Origin of the sequence: Longimicrobium sp. (assembly GCF_036387355.1) — a bacterium.
Classification (GTDB): Bacteria; Gemmatimonadota; Gemmatimonadetes; order Longimicrobiales; family Longimicrobiaceae; genus Longimicrobium.
Genome location: NZ_DASVTX010000404.1, coordinates 1 through 25,269 on the forward strand (window position 1 = coordinate 1; position 25,269 = coordinate 25,269).

The window sequence follows — 25,269 nt, forward strand, 5'->3', positions numbered from 1 at the left end:
CTCGCGCACGGACTCCTTGAGGTTGCGCACCTTGCGCTGAATGCGGATGTCGGCGGCGTCGTCCACGCGCGGCCCCACGGCGCGCACGAACTCCAGCATGGCCTCGTGCTCAGCGGGGGCGGGCGGCGCCGGATCGGGGGCGGCGGCCCCACGGCGCCCGTGCGTGCCCGCCGGAAGCACCTCGGCCGGAAGCTGCGGCGGATCCCAGCGGAACGTGCTTCCGTCGCGCGTCTTGCCCCGGAAGCGGCCGCCCTCGTGCACGTTGGCGAACGTTTCGTCGAGCGTGTACAGGTAGCGGCCGATGCCCCACTGCACCGCGGAGCGCTTCATGGCGCCCGACAGGCCGCCCTTTACGCCCTCCACGTCGGTGTTCTCGGCGCCGTCCCACTTGGTGACCCATTCGTCGCCCACGCGGATGGAGAGGCCGCACATGACGCCGCCGTCGGGCCCCGGGCGGAACTCGTTGCTCCAGTGTTCCGGGCCCACCACCTCGTCCAGGCGGCTCTGGATGGCGCGGTTGGTCACGTAGGGGACGCAGATGGCCCACACGCGCCCGTTCTTTTCGCCGGACGCCTGGATGCGCCACTCGATGGCGTCGGGCTCAAAGAAATCCTGCAGCGCCTTGAAGTTGATCTCCGCCATGCGTCCCTCCGTGGGCATTCGCGTCCTCCCGGGCCGCACCTTCGGCCCTCCTCGTCCCTGTTACGGTTTATATTCGGTTTTGTTCCGCAACTTGTCAAGCGCCATGATGTTGCGTCCACACCGGTGACGTGTAACGGGAGGGAAGGAAGGGCGGAGTGCGGAGTGCGGAGTGCGGAGTGCGGAGTGCGGAGTGCGGAGTGCGGAGTGCGGAGTGCGGAGTGCGAGACCGGCTCGGCGGACCGCGCGGCGCGGGTGGGGTGGTGGTCTGGCTCGCGGCCGGGCTGAGCGAGTGATCTCGCCGCAACAACGGCGGAAACGTCCCCCCAGACAGACGGGGGAACTTCACCTGCACGCGGCGGCAGTCCCGGCATGTTGGGCCAGCAGTGGCGTCGCGACTGGCTTCCTGAGCGGATGAATCCGCCGCTCCAACAGCGGAAAGCCCCGACTCGAGGCCGCTGTCGCGTCCACGATCGGGGCTTCATCCGCGTGCGGGCGTGGTCTCCGTGTGAACCGCGGACTTTGAACGGCGGGCAGCAGATCCTTCAGCGGCGCCACGCGGCGGTGCGGCGGCAGGTATTGTCCGGCGCCTCTTCAGGATGACGAACCGTTGGCGGGGCGCGGCTTATCGGCGGGACGCACTCGCGCCGGCATCACGCGACGGACGCTTCCGCCGCGGTTCGCGGAGGCGGCTTTCGTGCGGTCGGGAGGCGCGTTCAGCTGCGGCACACGGGGCCAGCGACACGCGCCGACCCCGGTTGATGCCGTCGGACGTCGGGGACGCGCACCGCCCACGTCCCCGCGCCGAACGGCTCCCCCTCTCCCGCGGAGCGGGTGGAGGGGGCTGGGGGGAGGGGGCCTCTCCGAACACGCCTCGACCAAGCCGGATCGCACTGAACCGCCGTTCTCCCTCTCCGCGCGGCTGTTTGCGCGGGGAGGGAGCGGGGAGGGGCCCGCCAATCATCCGAAGCGGACCCGCACTCAGCACTCACGCACTCACGCACTCCCGCCCTACGACTCCGTCCTCCGTACCCGCACCGGCGCATCCAGCCGCACCGTCGCCGTCGTCCCCGCGGGAATCACCGCGTCCACGTCCGTGGTCCCCACCGCCACCGCCGTTCCCGCGGCGGCGCCCACCACCGCGCCGGTGATGGTGGAGCGCCGGCTGCGGCCCAGCACGTGGCCCGCCACGCCGCCCACCACGGCGCCGCCCCCGATGGTGGCCGCCTTGCTGGTGCGGCTCTGCCGGCTGCGCCGCACCGTGCGCGGCGGGTTCACCATGCTCACGTCGATGGGGTAGCGCTCGCCGCGGTACGAGATGGAGGTGAACGTCACGGCCAGGCCCGTGTGCTGCGTGGCGTTGCCCGACGCCTGCGAGCGCGTCACCCGGCCGCGCACGGTGGCGCCGGCGGGAATCACCGTGCGCCCGTCCGCGTCCGTCAGCGGCTCGTTGAGCACCGAGGTAAAGGTCTCGCCCACACTCATGGTGCGGGTGCTCAGCGACTCGTCAAAGCGCACGCTGAAGGTGGTGCCGCCCGGCACCGTGCGCGTCACGGTGCGCGGCTCCGCCTTGTCTTCCGTGCGCGGGGCGGGCACCCACGGGCGCGCGTCCGCCGGCGGACGGTTGCTGGGAACGCGCACCGGCTCGCCCGTGCGCGGGGTGGAGGGCGCGGCGGCCGGGGGCGGTGCCACGGTGCCGGAATCCGGCGCGGGCGGCAGCCCTTCCGTGGCCACCTGCGGCGTGGTGTCGCGCGCCACCTGCGCCAGGTTCAGGTCGCGCTCCAGCGCCTTTCGCTCCAGCGCCACGCGCTGGGTGTCCTCTCCCGAGCCGCAGGCGACCAGAAGGGAGGACAGCGGCAGCACGGCCAGCAGCGCCGCGGCGAGGGTCCTGTTCGTCATCACGATCTCCTTTTCCCGCACGGTTCCTTGTCTTTGGGCGGGTGCGGGACCAAGTTGGGTCCACGCGTGCCCCCCGCCGCTCAGGCCCAGAGTGGGGCAACGCCCGTACCCACAGGAACATGCAAGCCCTCAAGGCACTTTTCCCGTATCTGCGCCGGTATCAGCTGTCCATCGCCCTGGGGCTGGTGTCCGTTCTGGTGGCCAACCTGCTTTCCGTCGGCAGCACCGAGGCGGTGAAGCACGCGCTGGACGCCATGGCGCGCGCCGGAGCCACCCGCGGCGAGGTGGGGCGCTGGGCGGCGGCCAGCGCCGGGCTGGCCGTGCTGGCGGGCGCGGGGCGCTTCTGGATGCGGCAGAACCTGAACAGCGTGAGCCGCTGGGTGGAGCTGGACCTGCGCGACGACTTCTTTGCCCACCTGCTGCGGCTGGACGCGCCCTTCTACAACGGCACCCCCACCGGCGAGGTGATGTCGCGCGCCACCAACGACCTGCAGGCCGTGCGGATGGTGGCGGGGCCCGCGTACATGTACCTGGTCAACACCATCGTCTTCGGGCTGATGGCCATCACCCGCATGGTGCTCATCGACCCGTGGATGACGGTGCTGGCGCTCATTCCCATGCTCCTGCTGCCGCCCGTCACCACCTTTTTCGGCAAGCTGATCCACGACCAGAGCGAGGGGATCCAGGCGCAGCTCGGCATCATCTCCACCATGGCACAGGAGAACCTGGCCGGGCAGCGCATCGTCAAGGCGTACGGGCAGGAGGCCGCGCAGAGCGCCCGCTTCACGGAGCTGGCGCGCGAGAGCATGCGGCTCAACGTGCGGCTCGCGCGCACCAGCGGCCTCTTCTACCCCAGCCTGACGCTGCTGGCGGGGCTGGCGATGGCACTGGCGCTGGGGCTGGGCGGGCGCGCCATTCTGGCGGGGCGCATCACCGTGGGCGACTTCGTCATCTTTCTGCTGTACCTGGGGCAGCTCAGCTTTCCCATGATCGCCCTGGGATGGGTGGTGAGCCTGTTCCAGCGCGGCGCCGCGTCCATGGGGCGGGTGTCGCAGATTCTGGAAACACGTCCCGTGATCGCCGACGCGCCGGACGCGCGCGGCCCGGAGCAGGTGCGCGGCGAAATCGAGTTCCGCGACGTCTGGTTCCGCTATCCGGGCACGGAGCGCGACGTGCTGCGCGGCGTCAGTTTTCGCGCGCCCGCCGGGTCCACCGTGGCGCTCGTGGGCCCCACGGGATCGGGCAAGTCCACCGTCGTCTCGCTCCTTGCGCGGCTGTACGACCCCACCCGCGGCGAGGTGCGGGTGGACGGCGTGGCGGTACGGGAGTGGCCCATGGCGCAGCTGCGGTCCGCCGTGGCGCTGGTGCCGCAGGACACTTTTCTGTTCAGCGCCACCATCGGCGAAAACCTGGCGCTCGGCTTTGATGAGGCGGACCCGGAGCGGCGGCTGCAGCGGGTGCGCGGCGCCGCCCGGGTCGCGCAGCTGGAGCAGACGGTGGCGGAGCTTCCCGGCGGATACGAAACGGTGCTGGGCGAGCGCGGCATCAACCTGTCGGGCGGGCAGAAGCAGCGGGCGGCGCTGGCCCGCGCCGTGGCCCGCGACGCGCCCATGCTGGTGCTGGACGACGCCCTTTCGGCCGTGGACACGCAGACCGAGCACGAAATTCTGGGCGGGCTGCGGGGCGTGTTCGCCGGGCGCACCAGCGTGATCGTGAGCCATCGCGTGGCGGCGGTGATGGACGCCGACCTCATCCTGGTGCTGGACGACGGCGAGCTGGTGGAGCGCGGCACGCACGCCGAACTGCTGCGCGCCGGCGGAGTGTACGCCGCGCTGCAGCGGCGCCAGCTTCTGGAGGCGCAGGTGCAGGGTGACGATCTCCTTGCAGGCGCGTCAGGTGCCGTCTAGATTGGCCGCACCATCAGTTCCCACCGCACGCACCCGCATGGACGACCTCCGGCTCTTTCTTCTGGGCGACCACGCCACCGCGGAGCGCCTGCGCAAGGTGCTCGACCGCGAGGGCTTTCGCGTCGTGGACGCACCCCCGGAGGGCACTCCCGCCATCGTGCTGGAAGTGGACGGCACGGAGCCGTCGCCCCTGCGCGAGGCGGCCGCCCGGGTAGAGGAGCTGGAGCGCAGCGTGCTGGAGCTGCGCAACCTGGACGTGGCCAAGAGCCAGTTCCTCACCAACGTTTCGCACGAGCTGCGCACGCCGCTCACCGCCATCGTTACCTACGGCGAAATCCTGCGCGACGGCCTGCTGGGCGAAATCAGCGAGCGGCAGCGCGACGCCATCGAGAGCATGATCGGCTCGTGCCGCCAGCTGCTGGCGATGATCGAAGAGATCCTCACCTACGCCCGCAGCAGCGCCACCATCATCGACATCCGCCCCGTGGAGTTCAGCATGGCGGGGATGGTGACGGAGGTGCGGCGGATGAACGAGTCGCTCCTTTCCCGCAAGCAGCTGGACTTCAGCGTCGAGATCCCCGCGGACCTGCCGGACGCGTGGGCGGACCCCGACAAGGTGGCGCACGTGCTGCGCAACCTGTTCGGCAACGCCATCAAGTTCACCAGCGAGCGCGGGCGGCTGCGCGTGGTGGCGCGGCGGGCGCCGGGGCAGCCGGGGTGGCTGCAGGTGGAGGTGGCCGACAGCGGAATCGGCATCGACCCCGAGCACCACGAGCTGATCTTTCGCGAGTTCGCGCAGGTGGATGCGTCGCGGGCGCGGGTGCACCACGGCACGGGGCTGGGGCTCAGCATCGCCCGGCGCTTCGTGGAGCTGCACGGCGGGCGCATCTGGGTGGAAAGCACGCTGGGCGAGGGGAGCCGCTTCTTCTTCACTCTTCCCTCCGTGCACGCGGCGCGCCCCGTGGCCGGCGCGGCGCAGGAGGCCCCGCCCCGTGAGTGACGGCACGCGCGACATCCTGCTGGTGGAAGACAGCGACCCCATCCGCACCGCCTTCACCATCCTGCTGGAAGACGCCGGCTACCACGTGCGCGGCGCCGGCACCGGGGGCGAGGCGCTGCGCCTGGCCACGGAGCGCCTGCCGGACCTGGTGATCCTGGACATGGGGCTGCCGGACATGACGGGGATCCAGGTGGTGCAGCGCCTCAAGGCGGACCCGGTGACCGCCTCCGCCCCCGTCGTAGCCCTCACCGGCCGCGACGAAGACCGCGACCGCCGCGCCTGCTTTGCCGCGGGATGCGCGGCGTACTGGGTCAAGCCGGTGGATACGCACCGGCTGGTGGAGGCGATTCCGGGGTTCATGGCGGGGGAACCGCAGGGAATAGGGAATAGGGAATAGGGAATAGGGGAGGCCGGCGCGGGGGATCGTCGTCGGTGCGTTCCGGAAGCCGGGTTTCCTGTCGATGGTTCGGGTTGGTGCTGGATCCGCGGTGCGCTTGTCCCTCCTGGTTGTGGTTCCGCTCCATGCTTTCGCTGCTCGCCACCGCCGGCGTCATGGCGGCCACGTACTACGTCGGCGGCCCGCTCACGGTGTGGCTCAAGGTGGGGCCCGCCCAGCTCTCGTACCACTTCCAGACCATCACGGGCACCGAGGCCCCCAACCAGATCCTGCGGCGCGCACGCGAGCTGGAGGCCGTGGGGTACGAGCACGTGGCCTTTCTGCACGAGCCGTCGCTGCGGAGCCATCACGCCCTGCTGGTGCACCGCGGCTGGGGCATCATCGCCCTTCCTTCGGCCATGGGCGGGATGGCGTGGACGGACCTGGGCAGCCGCTTCTCGGACGGATCGTTCGTCAACACCAGCGACCTGCACGCGGCGCCCACTTGGGACGTGCACCCCAGGTACCGCGACTTCCGCTTTCCGGCGGCGGGGTCCATGGCGCAACTGTCGCTGCTGCACCGCAAGCGTGTGGGGCGCGAGGGCCCGTCCGGCGCCGCGCTACTCCTTCCCACGCCGGGCACGGAGATCGAGGCCGTCGCCGGGGGCGCGGCGGAGGTGTTCGGGCTGCAGGCCGAGTTGGGCAACTACCGGTGGACGGGCAAGCACTTCGTCCTTACCCCGCGCGGCGCGGTGCGCATGTCGTCCCGGCTCATGCATCCCATGAAGGAGCTGCGCACCCGCACGTTCGAGCAGCGCTCCGCCGCGCTCATGCGGGAGCTGGACCGCATGGCGCCGCCGGCCCTGTCGCGCCCGGTGCAGTACCGGGCGCACCCCTTCCGGGCCAGCGGAGCCGCCGCGCCCGCCTGACGTCTCCCCTTTCCGGAGGCACCTGATGGAACCGCACGCCCCCACCCGCCCCGCCACCGTCCTGCCGCCCGGCACCGTGCCGGGCATCGCCGCCGTTCCCCGCGCCGCCCGCTCGCGGCTGAGCTCGGTGGACCTGCTGCGCGGCATCGTGATGGTCATCATGCTGCTGGACCACACGCGCGACTTCATCCACGCGGACATCGTGCGGTACGACGCCACGGACCTTACACAGACGTCGCCCGCCGTGTTCTTCAGCCGTTGGATCACGCACTTCTGCGCGCCCATCTTCGTCTTTCTGGCGGGGACGGGGGCGTACCTGCAGCTGTCGCGGGGCAAGAGCGTGTCCGACCTGTCGCGCTTTCTGTGGACGCGCGGCGTGTGGCTGATCGTGCTGGAGTTCACCGCGGTGCGGCTGGGGCTCACCTTCAACTTCGGGTACGCGCAGTTCCTGGGGGCCGCGCAGGTCATCTGGGCGCTGGGCGTGTCGATGATCGTGCTGGCCGCGCTCATCCGGCTGCCGGTGCGGTGGGTGGGGGCGTTCGGCGTGGCGGTGATCGCGCTGCACAACCTGCTGGACGGCATCAGCATCCCGCCCTGGCGGGGGCCCGGCACGCCCGCGCCGGACCTGTGGCAGTCGCTGTTCATGATCCTGCACCAGCCGGGGCCGATCCCCATCAACGGCGGCCTGCCCGTGCTGTTCATCATGTACCCGCTGCTGCCGTGGATCGGGGTGATGGCGGCCGGATACGCATTCGGCACCGTGTACGACTGGGATGCGGAGCGGCGCCGCCGCTTCCTCGTCCGCCTGGGCGCGGCGATGCTGGTCGCCTTCGTGGCCCTGCGTGCGGGGAACTTCTACGGCGATCCGCGGCCCTGGTCGGTGCAGCGGGACGCGGTGTTCTCGGTGCTCTCGTTCGTGAACGTGACCAAGTACCCGGTTTCGCTGCTCTTTCTGCTCATGACGCTGGGAACGGCCATGCTGGCGTTGGCGGCGTTCGAGCGGGCGCGGGCGGACGGGGTCGCGAAACCGCTGATCACCTTTGGGCGCGTGCCGCTGTTCTACTACCTGCTGCAGTGGCCGGTGTCGCACGGCATGGGGCTGCTGCTGAGCATGGCGGCGGGAAAGAACACGGCGTTCTACTTCGCGGGCCCCGGGCCGGGCGCCGCGCCGGACCCGAACTTCGGGTTCAGCCTGCCGGTGGTGTACGCGTGCTGGATTGCGGGCGTGATCCTGCTATATCCGCTGTGCGCCTGGTTCGCCGCGCTCAAGCAGCGCCGCCGCGACTGGTGGTTGAGCTACCTGTGACGGACGGATCGCGATCGGGTGGATGAACGGTCGCGAGTTGGTGGATGATGAAGCGCCCCGCATCCCTGGTGGATGCGGGGCGTGTTTCGTTGAGTGGTGAGTGTTGAGCGTGGTGGCGGCGGCGGAGTGTGGCCCTCACCCGGCCGCGCTTAGACGCGTCCACCCTCTCCCACGAACAGATGTGGGAGAGGGGGCACACGGCAACTGCGCCCCTCCCCCGGCCCCTCCCCGTGCAAACTGCGCACGGAGAGGGGAGACTTCACACCAGAGTCCACGACTCCGTGCCGTTGAAGCCCCGAACAGCGCCTGTGGGCGTCGTGTCGGGGCTTCCCGCTTTTCCGAGCGGCGGATTCATCCGCTCAGGGAGGGTGCGGCCACCTGAACTCCGCCACCCGCGCCGGAATCTCCGGGCACGGTCGCATGGCCGATCCCGGCCACCCGCGCCGGGCTTTCCGCCAACGTGCAGGTGAAGTCCCCCCGTCTGTTTGGGGGGACTTTCCGCAGTTGTTGCGGCGAATTCATTCGCTCAGCCGCTCGGCGGCCCCACAGAATTGGGAACCCGCCCCCTGTTCTCCCCCCCAGCCAACCCTCCCCCAGTCTTTTTTGGGGGAGGGTGGGTGAGTCATGCGAACCCGGGTGGGGGCCGCGGGAAAGCCCGCCTCCCACCCTTACTCCCCGCCCTTCCCCTCCGCCACCAGCACCACCGCCCCGGCGCCCGCCATCACCAGCCGCCCATCCGGCGCGAGCCGCGCGATCTCCCCCTCCGCGTCGGCCCCGAACCGCCCCTCCTCCGTGGAAAGAAGCAGGCCCCACGCGGCTCCGTCCGGCGCGCGCGTCGCGGCGGCGGCCGAGAGGTCCACGCTCATCCCGCCCTCGTCAAACGAGGCCACCAGCAGCAGCGCGGCGCCGTCCTCCGCCGTGCGGCGCAGGGCGATGGTGCGCTCGCCGAGCGCGTGCACGTCCATCCCGCCGCGGTCGCGGCGGCGCAGCGCGGGGTGCGTTCGGCGCAGAACGATCAACTCGCGGTACAGCGCGCGGATGCCGGCGTGCGGCATATCGTCCGCCTCGTCCCACCGCAGCCGCGAGTTGGCGAAGGTGGACGGCGCCTGCGGGTCCGGAATCCGCTCGCGCACCGCGGGGTCCGCGAACGCGCTGAACTTGCCGAACTCCTTGCGCCGCCCCTCCGTCACCAGCTTCCCCAGCTCTTCCGGGTGGTCCGTGAAGTACTGGAAAGGCGTGGTGGCGGCCCACTCCTGCCCCATCCACAGCAGCGGCGTGTACGGCGACAGCAGCAGCAGGGCGCTGAGCGCGCGGTACACCGGCAGGCTCACGGTTTCCGTCACCCGGTCGCCCAGCGCCCGGTTCCCCACCTGGTCGTGGTTCTGGATGCAGTGCACGAACGCGCTCGGCGGCATCCCTTCCGCCGGGGTGCCGCGCGGCGCGCCGTGGTTCTCGGAGCGCTGCCCCTCGTAGAACCATCCGCGCTGCAGGGTGCGGACGATGTCCTGCGCCGTCCCCGTGTAGTCCGAAAAGTACGCCTCGTGGTCCCCCGCCGTGTGCCGCCGCACCTGGTGATGGAAGTCGTCCGCCCACACGCCGTTGATCCCCCACCCCGCGGGCGGCGGCGACACCAGGCGGTTCTCGTTCCGCTCGTCCTCCGCCATGAAGACGAAGTGGCGCCCCTCCGGCAGCGACGCGTGCACCCGCTGCACCATCTCGGCGATCACGTGCGTGGGTGAGTCGTCCAGAATGGCGTGCGTGGCGTCCATCCGCAGGCCGTCCACGTGGTACTCGCGCGCCCAGTGCAGCGCGTTCTGAATGGCGAACTCGCGCACCGGACGCGCACCGTAGTCAATCGCGTCGCCCCACGGCGTGCAGTGCCGGTCGGTAAAGTACCGCCCCCCCGTGACGGCGTGCAGGTAGTTGCCCTCCGGGCCCAGGTGGTTGTACACCACGTCCAGGATCACCGCCAGCCCGCGCGCGTGCGCCGCGTCCACAAAGCGGCGGAACGCGTCCGCCCCGCCGTACGACGACTCCGGCGCGTACAGGAATACGCCGTCGTACCCCCAGTTGCGGTGCCCCGGAAACTCCGCGATGGGGAGCGGCTCCACGGCGGTGGCGCCCAGTGACGCGATGTCATCCAGCCGGTCGATGAGGGCGTCGAACGTGCCCTCCGGCGTGGCCGTCCCCACGTGCAGCTCGTAGATGACCAGGTTCTCGTACGGCACGCCGCGCCAGTCGTCGTCCGTCCACGCGAAGCCGGAGGGATCGACCACCTCCGACGCCTCGTGCACGCCGTCGGGCTGCGAGCGCGAGGCGGGGTCGGGAAAGGCGTCCCCCTCCTCGAGCCGGAACTTGTAGCGCGTGCCGGCGCCCGCCCCGGGCACCAAGGCGGACCACCACCCCTCGCCTTCCGCCGCCAGCGGCTCCACGCGCTCCGCGTCGGGGCCGTAGAGGACGACGTCCACCTGCTCGCTGGCCGGAGCCCACACGCGGAACTCCACGCCGTCCGCCACCACGTTGGCGCCAAAGGTCAGGCGCGCGTCACTCGAATGCTTCACTCTGGAATTCCATCCTCAATCAGAACCACCATGCTGCGCCCCGCGAGGGTGAACGTTTCGCCATCGCGGAAGCACACTTCTTTTTCCTGGATTTCGGGGTGCGCCGTGTCCAGCATGAGGCACCACCCGCGCGAGCGCCCGAAGTCCGGCAGGGTAAAGTCGATGTCGGCGCCGTCCGCGTTCATCAGCAGCAGAAAGTTGGCGTCGCGCACCTGCCGGCCGCGCTCGTCCCACTCCTCCATGGCGTCGCCGCCCAGCGCCATGCCGAAGCACCGCACGAACCCCGCGTTCCACTCCTGGTCCATCATCTCGGTGCCGTCCGGGCTCAGCCAGACGATGTCGCGCACGTCGCTGCCCCGGATCTCGCGGCCGCGAAAGAACCGGCTGCGGCGAAAGGTGGGGTGCTCGGCGCGCAGCCGCGCCACCCGCTGCGTGAACTGCAGCATCTCGCGGTCGCGCTCGTCCAGGTCCCAGCTTACCCAGGCGAGCTCGTTGTCCTGGCAGTACGCGTTGTTGTTGCCGTGCTGCGTGCGCCCCATCTCGTCCCCATGGCAAATCATGGGCACGCCCTGGGACAGCAGCAGCGTCGCGAGGAAGTTGCGCTTCTGCCGCTCGCGCGCGCGCAGGATGTCGGGCCGGTCGGTGGGGCCCTCCACGCCGAAGTTGTAGCTGTGGTTGTGGTTCTCGCCGTCGCGGTTGCCCTCGCCGTTCGCCTCGTTGTGCTTGTGGTTGTAGCTCACCAGGTCGTGCAGGGTGAAGCCGTCGTGCGCGGTGACGAAGTTGATGCTCGCGTGCGGCTTGCGCCCGTCGCTCTCGTACAGGTCGCTGCTCCCCGTGAGCCGGTAGCCCAGCTCGCCCAGCGTGCCGCTGTCGCCGCGCCAGTAGGCGCGCACCGTGTCGCGGTACTTGCCGTTCCACTCCGCCCACAGCACGGGAAAGTTGCCCACCTGGTACCCGCCCTCGCCCACGTCCCACGGCTCCGCGATCAGCTTCACCCGGCTGATGACGGGGTCCTGGTGAATGACGTCAAAGAACGACGACAGGCGGTCCACCTCGTGAAGCTCGCGCGCCAGCGTGGAGGCCAGGTCAAAGCGGAAGCCGTCCACGTGCATCTCGGTGATCCAGTAGCGCAGGCTGTCCATCACCAGCTGCAGCGTCTGCGGATGCACCATGTTGAGCGAGTTGCCCGTCCCCGTGTAGTCCATGTAGAAGCGGGGATTCTCCTGCACCACGCGGTAGTACGTGCGGTTGTCGATCCCCTTGAACGACAGGGTGGGCCCCAGGTGGTTCCCCTCCGCCGTGTGATTGTAGACGACGTCCAGAATGACCTCGATTCCCGCCTCGTGCAGCGACCGCACCATCTCCTTGAACTCGCGCACCTGGTCGCCGTAGTCGCGCACGCTGGCGTAGCGGCCGGCCGGGGCAAAGTAGTTGATGGTGTTGTAGCCCCAGTAGTTGCGCAGCCCCTTTTCCACCAGGAACAGGTCGTCCACGATCTCGTGCACGGGGAGCAGTTCCAGCGCGGTGATCCCCAGGCTCTTGAGGTGGTTCAGGATGGCGGGATGCGCCACCGCCTTGTAGGTGCCGCGGATCTCCGGCGGAATGTCGGGGTGCAGCATGGTGAGGCCCTTTACGTGGGCCTCGTAGATCACCGTTTCGTGCCACGGAATGCGGGGCGGGCGGTCGCCGCGCCAGTCAAAGCCGTGGTCGATGACGACGCCCTTGGGAACGGCGCGGTAGTCGGGCTCGTCGTCCAGCACCCAGTCCTGGCCCGGCTGGTCCAGCATGTAGGCGATGGGCATGCCCTCTCCGCGCTCGCGGGCGCTCCAGTCCACACGCCCGGCGAGCGCGCAGGCGTAGGGGTCGATGAGGAGCTTGAACGGGTTGCACCGCAGCGCGCGCCCGGGATCGTACGTCCCGTTGACCTTGTATCCGTAGAAGGTGCCCGGCCCGATGCCCGGGACGTAGCCATGCCACACGAACGCCGTGCGCTCCCGCAGCCGGAAGGTGCGCGTGGGCTCCGGGTCGTCCGGCCGCTCGAACAGGCACAGCTCCACCTCCAGCGCCTGCTCGCTGTACAGGGCAAAGTTGATCCCCTCGCCGTCCCAGGTCGCGCCCAGCGGAAAGGGCCGGCCGGGCCACGCGGTGGTGGCGCTCTGCAGAAAGCCGGGGACGAACTGCTCCGGCTTGCGGCGTGGCGTGCCCGGCACCAGGGCGGCGGGCGCGGCGGACTCGGGGCCCTGAAACGGCTGGTATGACTGCGCTTGCGGATCCATGCGGCGACTTCGGCTCGTGCGTCCGGGGACGGCTGGAGGTGCGGATCGGGATCGGTGGACCGGGGCGGGCAGGCCCGCCGCTGCACCCGGCCAGCGGATCAGGTGGTGCCGATCGTCCGGCAATGTGGGCCGGACCGAGCCCGGCTGACAATGCGCGGGAGCGGTCCGGCGCGTGCCCCGTGCCCCGTGCCCCGTGCCCGGCGGTTGACCCGCGCCTCGCCCAACGCCGATGTCCGCCTGCGCGGACGGGCGCGGACGCATCCATGCTGGGCGCCCACATCGGCGCGTCCGCCTGCCCGGAGCGAATGAATTCGCCGCTGGAACAGCACAAAGTCCGCCTGCGCGGACTGCGCGGGCGGACTCGGCGTTCGCCGCCAGCGCCGGCCCGTCCGCCGCTCAGGTCACAGCCCCGATCGTGGGCGCCGCAGCGGCCGCAGCCGGGGCTTGGCGCTCGTTGCGCGGCGATTCATCCGCTCAGGGGGCAACCCGCGGTGCCAAGCCGGGCCGGAAACGCCGCCCTCTTCGCCGCATCAACCCTCCCCCAGTCCTTTTTGGGGGAGGGTGGGTGAGTAATGCGAACCCGGGTGGGGGCCGCCGTGGAATCCGCACACTCGCACAGGGCCGTCCGCCCGTGCAGGTGAAGTCCCCCGTCTGTTTGGGGGGACTTTCCGCAGTTGTTGCGGCGAATTCATTCGCTCCGCGTCCCCGTCCGCGCATGGCCTTCGTTTCCGGGGGTGATTTCCGCCCATGCCATCTCCCATTCCATCCCCATCACGCTCCGTGCCCCGTCGTTCGCCCGCTTCTTGCCTCGGTCCCCCGCGCCCGCGCACCCGTCGCGCGGGCGTTCGCATGAACGCACCGAGACCATCGTGAGCCATTCGGAATCCATGAGCCCGGAGCGCGCGTCGCGCATCCCGGGGTCCACGTATCGCATTCAGTTCAACGCCGGCTTCACCTTTCGTGACGCCACCGACATCATCCCCTACCTGGCGGAACTGGGGATCGGGGATCTGTACGCCTCGCCGTACCTGCAGGCGCGCCCCGGCAGCATGCACGGCTACGACATCGTGGACCACACCACGCTGAACCGCGAGATCGGCACCGAGCACGACCTGGCCCGCATGTCGGCCGCGCTCCGGTCGCACGGCATGGGGCACCTGCTGGACATCGTGCCCAACCACATGGGCGTGGCCATGGGCGCCCGCGGCAGCCGCAACCCGTGGTGGATGAGCGTGCTGGAAAACGGCGAGGCGTCGCCGTACGCCCGCTTCTTCGACATCGACTGGAAGCCCCGCAACCCGGCCCTGCGCGGCCGCGTCCTGCTGCCCGTGCTGGGCGACCAGTACGGCTGCGTGCTGGAGAACGGCGACCTCAAGCTGGTCTACGAAGAAGGCCAGTTCCGCGTGGAATACTACGAAACGTGGCTCCCCGTGGCCCCCGGCAGCACCGCCGCCGTGCTGGAGCTGGCGAACGAGAAGCTGCGGCTGGACGCGGAGCACCCGGACCGCATGGAGCTGGAAAGCATCATCACCGGCATCCGCAACCTGCCGTCGCGCAGCCGCACGGACGAGGGGAGCATCAGCGAGCGGATGCGCGAGCGAAAGGTGACGCGCCGCCGGCTGGGCGCGCTGGTGCAGGGCTCGGCGGAGGTGCACGCGGCGCTGGACGCCGCCATCGCCGAGTACAACGGCACCCCGGGCCAGGCGCACACCTACGACCGGCTGGACGCCCTGCTGCGCGACCAGAGCTACCGGCTGGCGTACTGGCGCGTGGCCGCGGAAGAAATCAACTACCGGCGCTTCTTTGACATCAACGACCTGGCCGGGCTGCGCACCGAGCTTCCGCGCGTGTTCGACGCCACGCACGAACTCATTCTGCGCCTGGTGCGCGAGGGCGTGGTTACCGGGCTGCGCATCGACCACCCGGACGGCCTGTTCGACCCCGCCGCGTACTTCCGCGACCTGCAGCGCCACATCGTGGGGCTCGACGCGCACGAGCGCTTCTACGTTCTCATCGAAAAGATCCTCACCGGCGACGAGCCGCTGCCGGAAAGCTGGCCGGTGGCGGGAACGGTGGGCTACGAGTTCATGAACCGCGTCAACGGCCTGTTCGTCGCCTCCGGCAAGGAGCAGGCGATGGACGCCGTGTACCGCGCGTTTACGGGGCAGCGCGCGGACTTCGAAGACCTTGTCTGCGAAAAGAAGCGGCTGATCCTGCGCAGCGCACTCGTGAGCGAGCTGACGGTGCTCACCACGCTGCTGGACCGCATGAGCGAGCGCAACCGCTGCTACCGCGACTTCACCTGGGGCAGCCTGCGTGATGCCCTGCGCGAGGTGATCGCCTGCTTTCCCGTGTACCGCACCTACATCGACGCGTACGCCGGGGCGGTGGCGGACCGGGACCGCGAGGTCATTCAGCAGGCGGTGGCGGCGGCGGCGGAGCGCAACCGCACCATGCCCGTCTCGCTGTTCGACTTTCTGCGCGACACCCTGCTGCTGCAGTGGCCGGATTCGCTGGATGAAAAGGCGCGCCGCCAGCACGCGCGCTTCGTGATGAAGTTTCAGCAGCTCACCGGGCCGGTGATGGCCAAGGGGGTGGAAGATACGGCCTTCTACGTCTTCAACCGGCTGATCTCGCTCAACGAGGTGGGAGGCGAGCCGGACCGGTACGGGCTGTCCACGGACGAGTTCCACGCCTTCAACCTGGAACGCGCGGAGCGGTGGCCGCACGCCATGTCGGCCAGCAGCACGCACGACACCAAGCGCAGCGAGGACGTGCGCGCCCGCATCAACGTGCTGTCGGAGATCCCGGAGCTGTGGGCGGAGCACCTGGAGCTCTGGCGCGGATTCAACGCGAAGTACAAGCGCGGCACAACGAGCCGGCCCATTCCGGACGCCAACGACGAGTACCTGCTGTACCAGACCATCGTGGGCGCCTGGCCCTTCGCCACGGTGGACGACCAGCAGCGGCAGGACCTCATCAGCCGCGTGCAGGCGTACATGGAAAAGGCCACGCGCGAGGCCAAGACGCACACCAGCTGGATCAACCCCAACGCGGCGTACGACGAGGGAATCCGCGACTTCGTGGCCGACATCCTGAGCCCGGGCGAAGACAACGCGTTCGTGGCGGATCTGGTGAAGCTGCAGCCGATCGTGGAGCGGCTGGGGATGGTGAACGCGCTGGCGCAGACGCTGGTAAAGCTCGTTTCCCCCGGCGTGCCGGACGTGTACCAGGGGCAGGAGATCTGGGACTTTTCCCTGGTGGACCCCGACAACCGCCGCCCGGTGGACTTTGCGCTCCGGCGCGAGCTTCTGGCGCGCCTCAAGTCCGCTTCGGAGCAGGGGGATGCGGAGGAGATGGCGCGCGACCTGATGGAGAACTGGCGCGACGGGCGCATCAAGATGCACGTCACCCAGCGCGCGCTGCTGCTGCGCGCCGCCCTGCCGCAGGTGTTCGGCGGGGGGGATTACGTGCCGCTCACGCCCGAGGGGACGCGCGCGGAGCACGTGGTGGCGTTCGCGCGCACGGGCGAGGGCGCGGCGGTGATCGCGGTGGTGCCCCGCCTGCCCGCCACGCTCACGGCCGGCCGCGACTACGGCATGCCGGTGGCGGACGACTTCGTGGCGACGCGCATTCCGCTCCCCGCGCACCTGGCCGGGCGCTACCGCGACGTGCTGACGGGGCTGGAGGTGGATGGAGAGATGCGCGACGGTGTTCTCAGTTTCCCCGTCCCCGCCCTGTTCGCGCACCTGCCCGTCGCCCTGCTGGAGCGCATCGGCTGATCGCGGGCGCGAGGAAGCACGGTAACGGGAGAGGGGCGCCACCGCGGCGCCCCTCTCCCGTTTTGTTGGTCGATGGCGCACCGGCGGTTACTCGCCGCGGACTGCGCCGCCGTACCCTGCCTCGCACCTTGGATGAGGGGTTCTCGTTCGGAAGAATGGCACGCACGGTTTCGTGCGGAACCGGGGGCCGGGCTCCGGCGCACGCTGACGCGACGGGCCGCGCGCTTCGCGCGGATACCGCCGCCGCAGTCCGCGCAGGCGGACTTCGCGCTTGTCCAGCGGCGAATTCATTCGCTCTGGACAGGCGGACGCCCCTTGCGCTGCCCTTCACGCCAAGACCGCGTCCGCATCTTGGACGAGCGGAGGCGCTGGCCCGCGCGCTTCACGTGGATGCAGCCGCCGCAGTGCGCGAAGGCAGACTTTGCGCAGTGGTTGCCGCGACTTCAGTCTCCCGTCGGCCAGGAGAACGAGAAGAGGGGCGCGGACCCGGCGCCCCTCTTCTGTTTTCATCCGATGGCGTGCCCGGCGGCTACTCGCCCCGGACCGCCCCGGCCTTTACGTCCACCTGGTACGGCTGGAACTCGCAGCCGGACCGCACCGGGAGGTAGATCACCTCGGGCATGCCCGCGGCGCCGTTCTCGGCGAACACGCTCACCCCCTGGTACTCGCCCACGCGGGTCACATCCGTGACGCCGAGCACGCGCGGCACGCCGTACTTCACGTACCGGCGGCCCATCACCATCACCGGTTCGTTGTTGATGAACCACGTAGCGCCCGCGGCGTAGCCCGTCATCGCCGGCGTCATGCCACCCGCGTACGTGGTGTCACCCGTCTGCGGATCGACCATGGCGGTCATGGTGCGCAGCGCGCCGTTGTCCACCACGCACACCTGGATCTCGCGCATGGCCGGGGCCGCGGGAGGCGGCGGAGGCGGAGCGGGAGCCATGGGCGGCGGAGGAGGCGGCAGCGGCGGGGCCGCAGGGGGACGAGGCAGCAGGTCGCCGAACAGCGCCTTGAGCCCCAGCACCAGCCTGCCCGTCACCGCCACGCGGTCGTCCGCGATGGCGGCCACCGTTCCCGCGCGCCCCGTGATGGGGCCCAGGTAGTCGTCGCCCACGTGCACGGGTGAATCGTACACGTGCACCCCGGCCTCGCCGAACAGCGCCAGGCTGCCGAAGCGAAGCAGGTCCATCCCCGCGCCGGCGGTGCCCTGCCCCACGCTGGAATACGTGGGGTCCAGTACCAGGCAGGCGCCCAGCGGCACCAGGTACCCGGCGCAGACCTGGCCGCTGCCGGCCGGGTTGGAGGTCACGCCGCCGCCGCCCGCCCACAGATACACGGAGGCCAGCCGGTCGCCGCCGCTCGTCCGCACGAACGGGCGAACGATCAGCGACAGATCGTACAGCCAGGTGTTCACGACATAGTTGGACGACTCGCCCACGTCCTGAAAGAAGTCGCCGGAAGGGCGCGGCGGCTGCATGGGCGCATACGCCCCGTGCGCCCGCAGCCCGAACGCGGGCGAAAACCAGAAGGTGCCCTCCGCGCCGAAGACCGGCGCGTACCCGGGAGAATACCCGGCCTCGTCGTCGTTCTCCACCGGGTCGGCGGTTCCGTTCAGCGTCACGGTGCGGCTCTGGAACCAGTTGCTGGTTCCGGAGCCTCCGGCGTACACACCCATTTCAGCGCGGGGTGCCCGCGTCCAGCCCTGCGCCCCGGCGTGCGGAGCCGCCGCAAGCAGCAGCCCCGCCGCCGCGGCGGCGATGGGATAATGGTTCATCAGCGTCCTCTCGGGACCATGGAAGGCCGGGTCGCCCCGGCCCGCGCGGCGCGGGCGGTCAATTGCCCAGCTCCCGCAATGCGGTGCGCGCCTCGGCGGCGTGCACGGGGTGAAAGTGGGGATTGATGTCCAGCGCCGCCGTCAGGTGGCGCCGGGCCGCCGCGCGGTCGCCCGCGGCGCGGCTGATCATCCCCGCGTGATATTCGAACGTGGCGTCGCGTACGCCCGAAGCCAGCGCACGGCGTGAGGCCGCGCGCGCTCCGGACACGTCGCCGGACAGGTACAGCGCCCAGCCCAGCATGTCGAAGCCCAGCGGGTCGGGACGGGCCGCCGACTCCGCGCGCAGCACCGCCAGCGTGGCCGCGGGCTGGCGCCCGTGGTCCAGCCGGAACTGCGTCCACTGCCGCGCGAACGGCTCCGGGTTGGCGTCGTGCTCCCGCTCCAGCCGCGCGAAGTACCGTTCGGCGGAGGCGGAATCTCCCAGCGCCCGGTGCGCGTCGCCCATCAGCGCCAGGGTGGCCAGGTCGGCGCGCGCCTCTACCGCGCCCGCCCACTGCAGCGCCCGCGCGGGCCGGCCGCGCGCGGCCTCTACCCGGGCCATGGCCATGTACAGCCGCGCGTCGCCCGGCTCCACGGCGAGCCCGCCGCGAAACGCCTGCTCCGCCTGGTTCAGGCGCCCGTTGCGAAGCTCCAGGTCGCCCACCCGCAGAAAGAACCAGGCGACCTGCTCGCGCGGCAGGTCGGTGCGGGCCACTGCCACGTCGCGCGACCGCATCAGCAGCTCCAGCGCGGGCGAGGTCTGGCCGCGCATCTCCAGCCAGCGTGCCAGCCGCGGCGCCACGGCAAGGTCGCCGCGGTGCGCGTCCAGCATGCCGAAGCTCGCCTCCGCGGCCTCGTAGTCACCCAGCTCCATCTGGATTTCCGCCAGCAACGCGCGGTACGAGGGCTTGTCGGGGTCGTGCTTCACCAGCTCCTCGGCCGCGGCGCGCGCCTCGGCAAAGCGGTGCTGGGCCAGCAGGCTGCTGGCCAGCGCCAGCCGCCCGGAACTGTTGTGCGTGCTCCGGCGTTGCACCGACGCGCGCGCCTCCGTTTCCGCGCGGCGAAAGTCCTGGTAGTCGCCCGTTTCGCGCGCGCGCTGCAGGTACAGGTACGCCAGGCGCGCACGGTCCCCGGCGCTGCTGGGGTCTTCGGCGGCGCGCTGTTGAAAGAGCGCGATGTCGGCCTCGCGCAGCGCCAGGTCGGCCATGGGCGCCGACGGGGGCACCGGCGGCGGAGCCCCGCGCCCGTCCCGCGCCCGGAGCCCGGCGCCCGCCAGAGCGGCGAGCACCAGCGCGCCCGCCCACGCGGCGGTGATGGAACGTTTCATGGTCATTCTCCCCGTGTGCGGGCGCCGCCCGGTCAGTTGGGCGCCGCCACGTACGGGAAGGTGGCCGAGTGGGCCTTGTCGTTGGCGTCCACGTTGTCGGTGGTCAGCCCGGGGCTCACGTTGTTGTTGTTCCCCAGCGCGTTGCCGAAGATCACCGCGAGTCCCTTGTCCACCACGTCGTCGCCCATGAGCTTGCGGCCGCCGTAGCCGTTTGCCGGGTCCAGTACGTAGGTCAGCCAGCCCACGTTGGCGCCGAACGGCCCGCCGCCCACCTTGTCCAGCCGCACCACCAGCATGTCGGGGGTGAGCGCCGCCGCCACCGCGTTGGCGTACGCCGGGTCGCGTCCCGCCACGTTGGTGACAAAGCGGGCCACGTCGTCGCGGAACTGCGCCACGTCTTCGCTGGGCACGCTGGTGTTGTAGTGGCCGTGCTCGCGCTTGTCGACCGTCACTTCGCTCACCAGCGGGTTGGCCAGGCGCTCGATCTGGTCGAACAGCGTGGCCGTGTCGCCGATCACCACGGTGTCGGTGCGGATGCGGATCACGGTGTCCGTCTTGGTCACCACGTCGGTAATGGTGCGCGTGTCCTCGCCGCAGGCGCCCAGCGCCGCGGAAAGCGCCAGTGCGGCCATCGCCAGAATTCTTTTTGTCATCGTCGGGTTCTTCCGGTGATAGGATCCAGGTCGCAAGCGCGCGTCAGCGGCTTACGGTGGCCCAGAGTCCGATGTTGTTTCCCGCGCCCTTGAGGGCGGCCTCGGGCAGTTCGATCACGATCGCCATGGAGTTGAAGGTGCGCAGAAAATCGTTCGCGCAGCCATGCGTCTGGTCGAACTGGGCCTGTCCGGGGTTCACCACGCCGCCCGTGCACTTGGGGCGGAACGCGGACGCCTCGGGTGCGGGCCCGATCTGCGAAAGCGGGCCGCGCGCGGGGCGCCTGTCGGGAATGATGCGAAAGAACTGGTCGAGGTCGATGTAGAACGGGTCGTCGCGCGGGCCGGCGAAGAGCTGCACCAGCGTGGCTCCGGCGCCGGCGGTCAGGTTCGTGTTGATGGTGCCCAGGATGTCGGGCGTGCGCTTGGCCAGGCGGTTGTTGGGGCCCAGGTTGCGCGGCACCACGGGGCCGAACATGCCCACGCGCTGCGTTCCGTTGGTCATTTCGTCGAACTGCAGCTGGATCACCAGATCTTCCACGGCGTCGCCGGTGTTGTCGATCTTGATCTGGTACAGCGCATTGGCGTCAAAGCGCGCCGCCGCGGTGCCGCCCGGCGTAATGGGCGACTGCGTGGTCACCACCAGGACGATGCGGTCTTCGGCGCTGCCGGGGAACGCGTAGACGTCGTTGATGTCCAGCCGGGGACTGAGCTCGACCTCGGGTGTGTCCTGGTGGTCGGATCCCAGTACCTGGCGTACGCCCAGGATGCCGGCCGAGCACAGGACCGCGGCGCAGACGAGCGCGGCGCCCGTGCGTGCGGGGTGCAGCTTTGCCATGAATTCCTCCCCATCAGTGTCCCGGACGAGCGTAGCGCACCTCCGGTCCTTCACGCTCCGCACCGCTCCACCGCTCGGGTGAGCGCGGGCCGGCACGGGCGGTACATCGCGGCCCACGTGCGCCGCTCCCCTATCACTACGCCGCCAACCGCGAGGTGGATCTTCACGCCGGCAACGCGGCGGAATTCACGGCCAGTGGTTATGCAAACCTTTGAGACGGGCGGGCGGCTACGCACGAAAGGGTCCATGCCGAATGCGTAGCAGCCAAACCTTCCCTGCTTCTCTGCCGCGAAAACTCGTTGAATGAGCGCGGGTTTCCCGCGTAGCAGCCCCGGGATCGCGCTCTCCCGCCTGGCGTTTGTCCGTGTATGGGGCGTGCCGGCGAACATACCGGAGTTCGCGGTTCCGACCGTGAATCTGGACAACAGAAAGCTCCCCGGCGCGGTGCCGGGGAGCTTTGTTCGTCGGTGAAGCGTCGGGGGCGGCTCGTCATCCCCCCTCGGAATCTTCCGGTGGATCGGGTGCCGGGCGGTGGGTGGTTCGTCGGGCCGCGGGTCGCACCGCCCGCCCAGGATCCGCGGACCGGAGCGCGAACGCGTGACCAGGCGGACGCATGATCGTGGTCAGTCGCACACAGCTTTTCACGCGCGTCCCGGGTCCTGGAACGCCGGGAGCGGCCGGGCCACGCAGGAGTGGACTGCGCTCACCGGGGGGACTGCGCCGACCCGGGCGGCGGCTCCGGTGCGCGGAGCGCGGACGGCGTTCGCGGTGCGAGCCGCAGTTCCACTTCGTAGTCGAAGTTCCGCACCTGGGCGGATTGCCAGAAGTTGCTGAAGTGGAAGATGCGCGCGTTCCGGTACCCAATGTCCAGCGTGCGGGCGGACGACCACGTCACCGTGAGCGAGTCCACGTGATCGGCCCGGAAGTCGTCCCACTTGTGATCGGCGCGTGGCTGCGTGCCGCGCGGAACGATCTGCACGCGGTAGGACGTCGGCGTCGTGGCGTTCACACCGCCCTCGGTGACCACCGCGTCCACCAGCGAGTCGGGGTTGGTGACGCGCAAAATTTCCGTCCGTTGATCGTCGCGCACCAACGCGTCCATGCGGGGCTTGCACGCTGCGAGGAGAACCGCGGCGCAGAGTACCGGGGCGGCCCCGCGGATCACAGAACGTCGACGACGGACCGTGATCTCGCGCGGCGTACCCGGCGCGCCGCGAAGGCCACGGCGTCCATCATCAGCACGTACGTTGTTCATGCGTGTAGCGCTCCGGAAGCGGCCGGGTCACGATCAGACTGATGACCGTGGATCCCGCACACAGGTCCACAAGGCTGCCGTCCGCGTACAGGTCGAGGCGGTTTCCCTCTGCTCGCAGAAGCAGCGGCGCGGGCAGGACGGCGTTGATCCGGCGGGCCAGAGCGGCGGCAAGAGCATGGGATGATACGTGCACGTGGCACCCTCCTGCATGAGTCTTCAGCACGCCTCGCGGATCGCGCGCTGGGCAATCACTGGCCGCGGACCGCGCTGCCGTACTCGACCAGCTGGTAAGGCTGGAACTCGCAGCCGGAGCGTACGGGAAGATAGACGACCTCCGGCGCTCCCGTAGGGCCCGCCTCCACGAACACGCGTACCCCCTGGTACGTGGCCGCGGGAACGACGTCGTTGATGCCCAGAATGCGGGGCATGCCGTACTTCACGAAGCGTCGGCCCAGGACCGGCACCACCTCGTTGTTGATGAACCACGCCGTGCCGTCCGCGTACTCCGCCGCCGACGGATACCCCCCGTCGAACAGCTGGCCGTTCACGGACAGGGTACCCGTTTGAACGTTGTACCTCGCCGGCAGTCGGCGCAGCCGGCCCTCCTGGACGAAGCACACGCGGATCTCACACCCCGTAACCGCGGGCGGCGGGGCAAACCGCCGCCAACAGCAGGACGATCGCAGGGAGCAGGGATCGCTTCATCAGAGTGCTTTCAGGCGATGGGAAAGCGCGATCGCTCCCGGTACAGAATCTGGTCTCATGCTTCACCCATCCAACGCTTACTCGGGGATGCGCTCGCCCCAGATCGTCCGGCGTCCGAAGTTACGGAACACCATGACAAACACGATCAGTGATCCGAAGAACGCGATTCCCTCTCGCTGGCCAGCCTCATGGGTCGCGCGCGTCGCCACGTCACCAAGGCCGGACACAGATGGATCTTCGGGCAGATACGCTCCGGGCAGCGTGTCGCCCAGCGAGAGCCGCTCGAACGGCGGGGTTCCCGCTCCGGTGCCGTCAAGCCCGGTGTAGATCCGGTCCTGTACCCGAAACGAGTAACGCACCTGCTGGTGGTTGTTCGCTTCCAGTGCCGTGACCACGACGGGTGTGAACCGGCCCCGTTCCGCCAGGGTGATGTACCGCTCCGGAACCGGCCGGGTAATGGCCAGGGCAAGCACGCCCATGCCCAGGGCGAATGCGAGCGCAACCACGAATCGTATCATGCCCCGCCAGTGTTCTTGTCGCATGCCCCTCTCCGCCCCACCCCCGCTGCTGCAATTCTACGTGCGGCGCTCCTGACCGTTTCGCGCACCGCCGGGAATGCCGCCAGGCGAAGCCCCGTGGGCGACGGCACACGGCCCCACACTCGCGCCAGCGGGCGTTGCGATCCAACGCGCGGCGCGGCTCACCCTCGTGAGCGTACCGCGCCGCCCGACATGACCAACGACCTCATCGTCCCAGGGCCTACTCCCTCTGGATCTCCAGCCGCGCGATCTGTCCATCCACGTCGGCGATGCGGACGTACGCACCGGCGTGCACCGGACCGGCGCTCTGGTGAAAGCCGGGCGTCCAGTCGGAATGCCGGTAGCGGTACCGGTACGTCCGGCCGCCGCTGACCACGGTGAAGCTTTCGTCGCGGTGACCTCCACGGTCCCCCGGCATAAAGTTCTGCACCCGACCGGCTACCAGCTCGTAGTCTCCGGAGGCAAGCCGCTCGCGGAGCCGCCGCGCTCCAACATACTCGAATGCGATGCTCCCCGCGGTGAGCAGCGCGCCGAACAGGAACCCGGCGCCACCGAGTCCCGTGGCAAGCTCCGGAGACATTCGCCCCGCCCGGGCACCGCTCCGCATTCCCCGGCGCCCCACCACCAGCAGGGCCAGAAACGCAGCCGCCACCACCGCCGTGGCTGCGGCCATCGGGTAGTTTACGGCTGGAACTTGCCGGACGTCGTAGATCGTTGTGTAAAGAACGCGGTCCATGGCGGTCATGTGGATAGCGTGCGTCAGGCCGGAGCCAACGATCCCGGACTGCTGCTCCCGCCCTCACGCGAGCGGGTGATCCCCCACAGGCCGAAAGCGCCGGGTGAGAAGAAACACGATCGAGGCGCCCACGTTGAACAGCAGGAGCGCGATGATCCAGCGCCGCCGGGCGGGGCGCGGAATCGTGGAGTCCGCCGCGAGCCACAACACCGCGGCAGCGAGCGGCAGCATCAGGACCATTGCCGCCACCGGTGCCTGCCATCCTGGCTCTCCGGACCGCCCGGTGTACACGTCGGCCAGGTGCGGGTGGAGGCCGATGTAGATCGCGAAGCCGCAGAGCGCGAAGTACACGACGGCGGAGAGCACGCCGAGAATCCATCCCCCGACAACCAGCGGTTTGCTGCCCATGGTTTCCATCGTTTGGCAGTAATCGGAGGCCGTTTCCTGCACGGCCTCCCGCGCGGGCGTTCGGCCGTCACGGACGTGCAGGTGAGCCGCCGATGCAGAATTCAGTGAACGCGATGGGGTCCATCCGGATTGCCGGGTCATGCTCGCTCCGGCCGAACCACAGGTGCAAGCGGTCATGGCCGGCGCGTGCACCCGGTTCCGCGAACGCTCCATCGGCCTCGAACGGCCACTGGATGCGCAGTTCCCGCATCACGCAGTCCTGCACACCGTCCATCATGGCCAGCACGGCAGTCTCCAGCCGATCCCCAAACGATCGGCCG

General features: G+C 70.1%; 21 protein-coding genes. 6 read left to right on the top strand and 15 right to left on the bottom strand.

Annotated elements, in window-relative coordinates:
* A partial coding sequence (locus tag VF665_RS17695) for a Rad52/Rad22 family DNA repair protein (RefSeq protein WP_331054775.1) occupies positions 1-660 on the bottom strand: 660 nt, incomplete at its 3' end.
* A gap of 990 nt (positions 661-1,650) precedes the next feature.
* The gene (locus VF665_RS17700) at positions 1,651-2,538 is read right to left on the bottom strand and encodes a hypothetical protein (RefSeq protein ID WP_331054776.1); all 888 of its coding nucleotides are present in this window, start codon (positions 2,536-2,538) and stop codon (positions 1,651-1,653) included.
* Positions 2,539-2,657: 119 nt separating this feature from the next.
* Here VF665_RS17700 and VF665_RS17705 point away from each other — a divergent pair, with 119 nt between their 5' ends.
* The 5 genes from VF665_RS17705 (at position 2,658) to VF665_RS17725 (ending at position 8,056) form a co-directional block, all read left to right on the top strand.
* Positions 2,658-4,445: an ABC transporter ATP-binding protein gene (locus tag VF665_RS17705; protein ID WP_331054777.1), complete on the top strand. Its 1,788-nt coding sequence runs from the start codon at positions 2,658-2,660 to the stop codon at positions 4,443-4,445.
* A gap of 37 nt (positions 4,446-4,482) precedes the next feature.
* Positions 4,483-5,445 (top strand): HAMP domain-containing sensor histidine kinase, encoded by a 963-nt coding sequence (locus VF665_RS17710; protein ID WP_331054778.1) that lies wholly within the window; start codon positions 4,483-4,485, stop codon positions 5,443-5,445.
* Positions 5,438-5,842: a response regulator gene (locus tag VF665_RS17715; RefSeq protein WP_331054779.1), complete on the top strand. Its 405-nt coding sequence runs from the start codon at positions 5,438-5,440 to the stop codon at positions 5,840-5,842. Before VF665_RS17710 ends, VF665_RS17715 begins: the two co-directional genes overlap by 8 nt.
* Before the next feature lie 125 nt (positions 5,843-5,967).
* On the top strand, positions 5,968-6,750 hold the full coding sequence (locus tag VF665_RS17720; RefSeq protein ID WP_331054780.1) for a hypothetical protein: 783 nt from the start codon (positions 5,968-5,970) through the stop codon (positions 6,748-6,750).
* A gap of 25 nt (positions 6,751-6,775) precedes the next feature.
* Complete coding sequence (locus tag VF665_RS17725; RefSeq protein ID WP_331054781.1) at positions 6,776-8,056, top strand: DUF1624 domain-containing protein; 1,281 nt, start codon at positions 6,776-6,778, stop codon at positions 8,054-8,056.
* 668 nt (positions 8,057-8,724) lie between these two features.
* Here the strand turns inward: VF665_RS17725 and treZ are convergent.
* Both treZ and glgX read right to left on the bottom strand, forming a co-directional pair.
* Positions 8,725-10,617, bottom strand: coding sequence for a malto-oligosyltrehalose trehalohydrolase (gene treZ, locus VF665_RS17730; protein ID WP_331054782.1), 1,893 nt, complete (start codon positions 10,615-10,617; stop codon positions 8,725-8,727).
* Entirely contained in the window at positions 10,614-12,893 is a 2,280-nt protein-coding gene (glgX, locus tag VF665_RS17735; protein WP_331054783.1) for a glycogen debranching protein GlgX, read from the bottom strand. Before glgX ends, treZ begins: the two co-directional genes overlap by 4 nt.
* 869 nt (positions 12,894-13,762) lie before the next feature.
* On the opposite strand from glgX, the gene treY reads away from it, so the two are divergent.
* Positions 13,763-16,675, top strand: a complete 2,913-nt coding sequence (gene treY / locus VF665_RS17740) for a malto-oligosyltrehalose synthase (protein WP_331054784.1) — start codon at positions 13,763-13,765, stop codon at positions 16,673-16,675.
* A gap of 529 nt (positions 16,676-17,204) precedes the next feature.
* Here treY and VF665_RS17745 read toward each other — a convergent pair.
* The 11 genes from VF665_RS17745 to VF665_RS17795 form a co-directional block, all read right to left on the bottom strand.
* Positions 17,205-18,452, bottom strand: coding sequence for a hypothetical protein (locus VF665_RS17745; RefSeq protein ID WP_331054785.1), 1,248 nt, complete (start codon positions 18,450-18,452; stop codon positions 17,205-17,207).
* A 58-nt stretch (positions 18,453-18,510) separates the two neighbouring features.
* Positions 18,511-19,818 (bottom strand): tetratricopeptide repeat protein, encoded by a 1,308-nt coding sequence (locus VF665_RS17750; RefSeq protein WP_331054786.1) that lies wholly within the window; start codon positions 19,816-19,818, stop codon positions 18,511-18,513.
* A 32-nt stretch (positions 19,819-19,850) separates the two neighbouring features.
* The gene (locus VF665_RS17755; protein WP_331054787.1) at positions 19,851-20,471 is read right to left on the bottom strand and encodes a DUF4331 family protein; all 621 of its coding nucleotides are present in this window, start codon (positions 20,469-20,471) and stop codon (positions 19,851-19,853) included.
* A gap of 43 nt (positions 20,472-20,514) precedes the next feature.
* Complete coding sequence (locus VF665_RS17760; RefSeq protein ID WP_331054788.1) at positions 20,515-21,306, bottom strand: DUF4331 family protein; 792 nt, start codon at positions 21,304-21,306, stop codon at positions 20,515-20,517.
* Between the two features lie 703 nt (positions 21,307-22,009).
* A complete protein-coding gene (locus tag VF665_RS17765; protein WP_331054789.1) occupies positions 22,010-22,396 on the bottom strand; it encodes a hypothetical protein in 387 nt (128 codons plus the stop codon).
* A gap of 145 nt (positions 22,397-22,541) precedes the next feature.
* A complete protein-coding gene (locus VF665_RS17770) occupies positions 22,542-22,754 on the bottom strand; it encodes a hypothetical protein (protein WP_331054790.1) in 213 nt (70 codons plus the stop codon).
* A gap of 55 nt (positions 22,755-22,809) precedes the next feature.
* Positions 22,810-23,109: a hypothetical protein gene (locus VF665_RS17775; RefSeq protein ID WP_331054791.1), complete on the bottom strand. Its 300-nt coding sequence runs from the start codon at positions 23,107-23,109 to the stop codon at positions 22,810-22,812.
* 234 nt (positions 23,110-23,343) lie between these two features.
* A complete protein-coding gene (locus VF665_RS17780; protein ID WP_331054792.1) occupies positions 23,344-23,808 on the bottom strand; it encodes a DUF3592 domain-containing protein in 465 nt (154 codons plus the stop codon).
* A gap of 217 nt (positions 23,809-24,025) precedes the next feature.
* A complete protein-coding gene (locus VF665_RS17785; RefSeq protein WP_331054793.1) occupies positions 24,026-24,478 on the bottom strand; it encodes a hypothetical protein in 453 nt (150 codons plus the stop codon).
* A gap of 126 nt (positions 24,479-24,604) precedes the next feature.
* Positions 24,605-24,991 carry a hypothetical protein gene (locus tag VF665_RS17790; protein WP_331054794.1) on the bottom strand — a complete coding sequence of 129 codons (387 nt, stop codon included), beginning with the start codon at positions 24,989-24,991 and terminating at the stop codon, positions 24,605-24,607.
* 25 nt (positions 24,992-25,016) lie between these two features.
* Positions 25,017-25,269: hypothetical protein (locus VF665_RS17795; protein WP_331054795.1), on the bottom strand; the 253-nt coding region annotated here is incomplete at its 5' end.

What these genes read in the sequence shown, in the direction of transcription:
- VF665_RS17700 (WP_331054776.1), bottom strand. Translation starts at nt 2,538, where the DNA reads ATGACGAACAGGACCCTCGCCGCGGCGCTGCTGGCCGTGCTGCCGCTG.
- VF665_RS17705 (WP_331054777.1), top strand. Translation starts at nt 2,658, where the DNA reads ATGCAAGCCCTCAAGGCACTTTTCCCGTATCTGCGCCGGTATCAGCTG.
- VF665_RS17710 (WP_331054778.1), top strand. Translation starts at nt 4,483, where the DNA reads ATGGACGACCTCCGGCTCTTTCTTCTGGGCGACCACGCCACCGCGGAG.
- VF665_RS17720 (WP_331054780.1), top strand. Translation starts at nt 5,968, where the DNA reads ATGCTTTCGCTGCTCGCCACCGCCGGCGTCATGGCGGCCACGTACTAC.
- VF665_RS17725 (WP_331054781.1), top strand. Translation starts at nt 6,776, where the DNA reads ATGGAACCGCACGCCCCCACCCGCCCCGCCACCGTCCTGCCGCCCGGC.
- glgX (WP_331054783.1), bottom strand. Translation starts at nt 12,893, where the DNA reads ATGGATCCGCAAGCGCAGTCATACCAGCCGTTTCAGGGCCCCGAGTCC.
- VF665_RS17745 (WP_331054785.1), bottom strand. Translation starts at nt 18,452, where the DNA reads ATGAACCATTATCCCATCGCCGCCGCGGCGGCGGGGCTGCTGCTTGCG.
- VF665_RS17750 (WP_331054786.1), bottom strand. Translation starts at nt 19,818, where the DNA reads ATGAAACGTTCCATCACCGCCGCGTGGGCGGGCGCGCTGGTGCTCGCC.
- VF665_RS17755 (WP_331054787.1), bottom strand. Translation starts at nt 20,471, where the DNA reads ATGACAAAAAGAATTCTGGCGATGGCCGCACTGGCGCTTTCCGCGGCG.
- VF665_RS17760 (WP_331054788.1), bottom strand. Translation starts at nt 21,306, where the DNA reads ATGGCAAAGCTGCACCCCGCACGCACGGGCGCCGCGCTCGTCTGCGCC.
- VF665_RS17780 (WP_331054792.1), bottom strand. Translation starts at nt 23,808, where the DNA reads ATGCGACAAGAACACTGGCGGGGCATGATACGATTCGTGGTTGCGCTC.
- VF665_RS17785 (WP_331054793.1), bottom strand. Translation starts at nt 24,478, where the DNA reads ATGGCCGCAGCCACGGCGGTGGTGGCGGCTGCGTTTCTGGCCCTGCTG.